The organism is Amphritea sp. 1_MG-2023 (genome assembly GCF_030547545.1).
In the GTDB taxonomy this organism is placed as follows: Bacteria; Pseudomonadota; Gammaproteobacteria; order Pseudomonadales; family Balneatricaceae; genus Amphritea.
The window spans coordinates 42,655-48,673 of the sequence record NZ_JAUOQE010000031.1; the positions used below are offsets into that span (position 1 = coordinate 42,655).

Below are 6,019 nucleotides of genomic sequence, written 5' to 3' on the forward strand. Positions count from 1 at the left end.
GATTAACGATCACTCGGGATTGAATTTCACATCACTCGCTCGTAAAAACACAACGCGTTAGAACACTACGTCAAATTTATGACATACAGCGATAAAAGACAACCAAAGATGGTGATGTTTTTTTGACGCATCCGTCATATCACCTTATCGATCAGCTAACGCCGTTAACCGGCCTTAAATAGTAGACAATAAAAAACCGCTCAGTGGCGGTTTAATCGTCAATAACCCAAGTGTTGATCACTCCGGTTAAAGCAACCCGACGCTTAACGCTGTTCGCCTCACCCGCCGCATGACAGGCTCACATTCACAGCGTTAATCCGTGCTGTTTGTTTAATCGCTTGAGGCAGGCACGTCCATCTGCGTCCAGCCAGACTTCACCTCAAGCAAAAGATTCATGACTTCCTGTACTTTATCAGCATCATTATCACGGTTTGCCTGAGACGTTGTGCGCACCATATAGTCATACAAGGCATCTAAGTTAGCGGCAATCTCACCGCCTTTTTCAAGATCGAGAAAATCTTTCAAGCCTAAAATAATATCATTGGCTTTATTCAGCTGTGTTGAACGGCTTTGAATATCACTACGCTCGATAGAACCTTTCGCCTGCGCTAATGCGGTTAACGCACCATCAAACAACATCGTAATCAACTGCTGCGGTGAGGCCGTTTGTACCGCCGCCGACAGGCCGACATTTTTATATTGTTTCAAAGCGTTCAAATTAACATTCATTTTATAACAATTCCAAAATCACGATAAATTATGATGAGTACGTAAAGGGTAGACGATCCGTTAAACCATCTAACGAATCAGAGGTACTACTAAAACTGGCGATAATTTGTTCCATGGCTAAATACTGCGCTGTCAATCGATCGCTAACGATCGTCATTTTACGATCCAGTTCATCTTGATCATCAACAATGCCATCCAGCTGATTATTGATACTGTCTTCTCGCGACTGAATCACACCACTGCTCGAGAGAAAGCTATCAATCAACAGTGACAGTTCGCCGGCAAAGCCACGCGAAAAAGTAAAACTAAAATCACCCGAGGCGTCCTCGTCCACGGTCAGGTTAAGGCCGTAAGGGTCGCTATCGATGGCTGGCAATAACACTTCACCCGAACCAAACGCCGCTTCGCCATTAATGGTACCCGCCGCATCGATACCCACCGTCACCGTCGAGCTATTCGATAGCCCCGTTGCCGTGGAAAAATCAGCCCCAGTACTGGCCGTCAACTGCACCTTAGAGTTACTGCCATATTGCCGCGACTGCAGTTCGATTTTGCCGTCATCATTAACCGTGACATCCACAAAGGCTTTGGTGCTATTGATCTCGGCATCGCTATTAATCAGGGTTTGTAATTCGCTGCGTAGTTCTTCCGCCGTGGTGAAATCACCCGACAGGGTTAATGAGCCCGATGTCGTGCCATCCACCGTCACCGCAAAGGTAAAATCACCCGCTGCGGTATCGGCGGTATTAAAGGCGGCAAACACCGTATCACTCAGTACCGAGCCCTTCGTCGGCGAGGTCGTCACCGAACCACTGTAAGTACCCGCCACCGTATTAGTGGCATAACTACCAATCACAACATCCACACCACTGTGCGTCGATGATGTTTGTGGTGCAAAGATGGCCGCCACCTGATCGAATTGATTATTCATGGCGCTATCGAAATCATCTTCATCGATACCCAAGGTGCCATCTAACTCGGTACGAATACCTAAATTGGTGAGGGCATTAAAATCATTCACACCGGGCACCGCATCGGCGATCATGCTGCGAATACGGGTTAACAGGTTTTTCGCCGTGCCATCGGTGGCCAACTCGCCCTGAGAAGTCTCGTTCGTCTCAGCATCGGTCGAAATACCGGTTAACGCCTTCAACGTGGTATACAGCTCATTATAACCTTCAACAAAATCACGGATGGCCGTTTCTGCAGACTCTTTCTCTTCAGAGATAGAGAAGGTAAATTTCTCACCGGGGCTGGCTTTATTGATTGAGAATGATAATCCCTGCATCACATCATCAATCTCATTCGTCGAACGATAAACATCCAAGCCATTAAGCTTCAGATGGGCATCTTGCCCTTGCTGGGTTTCAACCACTCCGCCTGAGTAATCGGCATTAAATTCAAAGCCACTCAGGCCATCGGTATCTTTAGTCGCATCATCACTGCTAATTTGCAGCGCGTTACTGTCACCCGAGGGAGCGGAGATCATCAACTGATAACTGCCATCCACCAATAACACCGATGCCTGCACCTCAGAATCGGCCTCATTAATTTTATCGGCGATATCTTGCAACGAATCATCTGCGGTCACCGCGATATTAATCGCCGTTTGCGTTTCGTTAGCCGTAAACGATTGAGGTAAGGGATTATCAGGGTCGGTTTCATCGTAACTCCAGCTACCGAGGCTGATGCTCAGGTTGCCCGATACATTGATCGCCGCACTTTTATCGGCAGCCGTCGTACCCACCGCCAATGATTGCGCCTGAGCCACGCTCATGACTTCCAGTTGATAACTGCCCACCTGTGCATTGGCCCCCAAACTATTGGGTGTCACCACATCGGTTTCAGGAAAGGAGACCGCTCGCGCATTAAACGTATCATTACTCGCCAACGGTTCAAGCAAACTTTGAAATTCGGATAAACTGCTTTTTAAGCTACCATACGCCGAAATTTGCGCATCCAGCGTTTCTTTTTTAGCATCAAGGCGTTCTTGCTGAGGTGCCTTTTCGACCTCAACAAGCTGATTAACCAGTGAAACGGTATCGATACCTGAACCGAAGCCCAATGATGAAATAATACTGGTATCTACCATAACCACTCCTCTCTTCTAAATGCAGCCACAACGTATGCCGCAAGGCTACGCATTAATATAGCAGTTTACACCGCCTCACGCATGATCGTTAAAGATTAACCCCATCATGCCATCAATATGCTTAGCCAATTTCAACGCCTCTTCAGAGGGGAACTGACGAATCACTTCTTGGGTTTCGCTATCCATGACCTTCACCACGGTTTCTTCGGTATCACTATCGACTGAAAAGTTCAGATTACGCTGACCGTTATGCATGAATTCATTTAATTTATCGACGACCGCTTGCATCTCTTCAGCAGACATCTCTGGTTGAGCATTACCTGTGTCAGATATTGATGACACAGGCTGCGTCCCAGCGGCCTTACCCTGGCTCACCGATGACGTTTCAGCGGGCTGAACAGAGGTCAGCGAGCTGCTTGCATTCATAGATTCAACGGACATTTTTATTCTCCTTAACTAAAAATCCCCCACCAACTAGGGTGGGTGAGGGATTTTAATAGACGGGTTATGCCTGAGTGCTTATTGCAGCAATGACAACACCTGCTGTGGTGCAGCGTTAGCTTGAGCCAACATCGCAGTACCGGCCTGTTGCAATACTTGCGCACGACTCAGGTTAGCCGATTCTTCAGCAAAGTCAGCATCTTCGATACGTGACCGTGCTTCAGAGACGTTTTCGGCAACGTTAGACAGGTTGCTCACAGTAAAGTCTAGACGGTTAGCCACCGCACCGAGATCACCACGAGTGGAGTTAATAGTCTCCAGTGCGTTATCAATCACACCGATCGCTTTCTGAGCACCTGCGGCAGTAGAGATGTCTAAGCTGCTCAGTGAAGTACCGAATGCACCATTCGAAGTAGTGTTAGCATCCAATAGACCTGTCGCCAGTGCACCATTCGCCGTAACATCAACGCTAATTGGTGAACCACTATCTGATGTCAGTTTGACACCACCTACACCATCATTAATATCAGTAGTTGCAGCAAGGCCCGCACCGAGAACTCCCGCAAATGCCGCACCGTTATCGCTAACACCAGTGGCGCTACCAAAAGTCATAGAAGCAACATCGCCCTCTAATCGCACTTCACTACCGGAAAGTACAGCCGTAATACCTGTATCTGCAGTTTTAGCATTAATCTGAGTGACCGTTGTTGACAGTTTCGCATCAGCACCAGCAGCGATTGTTACACCATTAATCGTAAACGCAGCAGCTGTACCCGCGCCTGTTGAGTTAGTTGCAGTATCAATTTCAACCGATGTAAAAGCATTGGCTGTCACCCCTGACTCATCACTAACGTCATTAATTGCAGCTACAGTATCTTGTAAAGCACCCGATTCGCCGGCACCAACTTTCACACCATTAATTGTTACATCACCAGCCGCCAGCGTTGTCGTACCACCATCAGAGGCAGCACCTTCTATAACACCCGCAGCATTGCTTTCACGGAAGCCTAATGCGGTTAAATCAGCCGAGTTACCAGCCGAACCTCGCTCGATAGTGATATCTTCACCCGAATCTGAAGAAAGGGCAATAGACGCCTCTGTACTCGCAGCTATGGTACCAGCGGCTCCACCAACATCGGTGATACCAACACTCGCAACATTTTCGGCACTGATACTGAGTTTATTGTCATCAGTAATAGAGGCGCTGAGTAAACCACCACCCTCTTCATTTAACTTATCAACCAAAGATTCGAGGCTGTCAGTGTCCGTCACACTAATGGCCGCAGTGGTACCATCAAGCTTAGTCAGCGTTACGGTTAATGTATCAGTCCCTTCAACTAAGAGACCATCGCCCGCCGTAGTAGCGGTTAACTCAGCATAGGTAGAAGCCGAAACCCCACTCACATTGGTATTAATCGCATCAACGAGTTCACCCACATTGTCGGTAGCACCATCATACGTTTCACCGATCGCCATAATAGATTGGCCATTAATCGTCGCCGTATTATTCTCAAGAGAGATATTGGCTTTAGTAATAGAGGCACCCATGACATCAGCACTGGTAGAACCTAAACCCAGCGATTTGGAATCCATTGCACCAATTTTCATCTCAATGGTCTGGTTGGCTTCAGCACCCACCTGCAGTGTGACACTACCCAAGCTACCATCGAGAACGTTCTGGCCGTTAAAGCTAGTGGTTTCAGAGATACGATCCAGCTCAGCGACTAGCTGCTCAACCTCGGCATTCATGGTTGAACGGTTACCACTGTCATAGGTACCGTTGGCAGACTGAACCGACAATTCACGCATACGCTGCAGGATGTTGGTGGATTCGTCCAATGCACCTTCTGCGGTTTGAATCAGTGATTGACCATCGTTGGCGTTTCGTACCGCTTGGTTTAGACCGCTGATTTGAGACGTCATACGGCTGGCAATGGACAAGCCCGCCGCATCATCAGCCGCTGAGTTGATACGCTTACCACTGGTGAGTCGCTCCATCGCTTGGTCTTGCTCGTTCAACGAGCTAGTCAGGTTACGCTGAGCGTTCAACGACATTATGTTGGAATTAATTACTAAGCTCATGGGATGTTCTCCTCATATCAACCAGTTCTGACTGGCCGTTAATTTGTACAATGTCGGCGTTGTTCTGACCTTTAAAAATCGGAGCGCTACCGGTTATGGAATACTTTATCGACCATTTTTTTAGATACTTTAGCGATTCTTTTGAGTTTCTTTAGTGATAACGATCACTTTCTTTTATAGTCTCTATCAGAACCGCTGAGCCATACCCTATTTTTGGCCAAGTGAACACCTTATCGGCCATTACGCCAACGGCTTTAGCACATAATTAAGGATAACCCGATGCTCGACCATATCACTCAGGCATTTGCCTTAACTCAGGCCATACTCAACGCCGCAGAGCAACAACACTGGGATAAAGTCGAATCGCTACAACAGCGCCGTGAACAATTACTTAAACAAACAGAAAGCCTACCTGCCCCTGAGGATAAACCCACCTCGCTACAGGTCGCACAGCTTATCAACGACATCAAAGCGATCGACAACCGCATCACCCCGCTATTACAACAACACCGTCAAGCCTTGATAAAACAAAAGCTCCAAACCAACAAAGGCCAAAAAATGACCAAAGCCTACAAATCCACGTAGGGGGGCGGTGAGTCCTGCGAACCGCACCAGATATTGAATCGCAACGGTGTGATGTTTTTGTAGGAGGCGTGCTGGCATGCCCCTTGGGTA

Annotated in this window: 5 protein-coding genes; 1 reads left to right on the forward strand and 4 read right to left on the reverse strand. The window is 47.7% G+C overall.

Annotation, left to right across the window (positions count from 1 at the left end):
• Positions 1-330: 330 nt before the first annotated feature.
• The 4 genes from fliS to Q4488_RS15045 form a co-directional block, all read right to left on the reverse strand.
• Entirely contained in the window at positions 331-729 is a 399-nt protein-coding gene (gene fliS / locus Q4488_RS15030; protein WP_303581296.1) for a flagellar export chaperone FliS, read from the reverse strand.
• A 28-nt stretch (positions 730-757) separates the two neighbouring features.
• Complete coding sequence (fliD, locus tag Q4488_RS15035) at positions 758-2,821, reverse strand: flagellar filament capping protein FliD (protein ID WP_303581297.1); 2,064 nt, start codon at positions 2,819-2,821, stop codon at positions 758-760.
• A 75-nt stretch (positions 2,822-2,896) separates the two neighbouring features.
• Positions 2,897-3,262, reverse strand: coding sequence for a flagellar protein FlaG (locus Q4488_RS15040; protein ID WP_303581298.1), 366 nt, complete (start codon positions 3,260-3,262; stop codon positions 2,897-2,899).
• Between the two features lie 78 nt (positions 3,263-3,340).
• Positions 3,341-5,344, reverse strand: a complete 2,004-nt coding sequence (locus Q4488_RS15045) for a flagellin (protein ID WP_303581299.1) — start codon at positions 5,342-5,344, stop codon at positions 3,341-3,343.
• A 279-nt stretch (positions 5,345-5,623) separates the two neighbouring features.
• Here Q4488_RS15045 and Q4488_RS15050 point away from each other — a divergent pair, with 279 nt between their 5' ends.
• Complete coding sequence (locus Q4488_RS15050; protein WP_303581300.1) at positions 5,624-5,929, forward strand: flagellar protein FliT; 306 nt, start codon at positions 5,624-5,626, stop codon at positions 5,927-5,929.
• Positions 5,930-6,019: the final 90 nt, after the last annotated feature.

Bases quoted from the DNA above. Each gene is read 5' to 3' on its own strand.
- Q4488_RS15045 (WP_303581299.1), bottom strand. From the start codon at position 5,344: ATGAGCTTAGTAATTAATTCCAACATAATGTCGTTGAACGCTCAGCGT.
- fliD (WP_303581297.1), bottom strand. From the start codon at position 2,821: ATGGTAGATACCAGTATTATTTCATCATTGGGCTTCGGTTCAGGTATC.
- fliS (WP_303581296.1), bottom strand. From the start codon at position 729: ATGAATGTTAATTTGAACGCTTTGAAACAATATAAAAATGTCGGCCTG.
- Q4488_RS15050 (WP_303581300.1), top strand. From the start codon at position 5,624: ATGCTCGACCATATCACTCAGGCATTTGCCTTAACTCAGGCCATACTC.
- Q4488_RS15040 (WP_303581298.1), bottom strand. From the start codon at position 3,262: ATGTCCGTTGAATCTATGAATGCAAGCAGCTCGCTGACCTCTGTTCAG.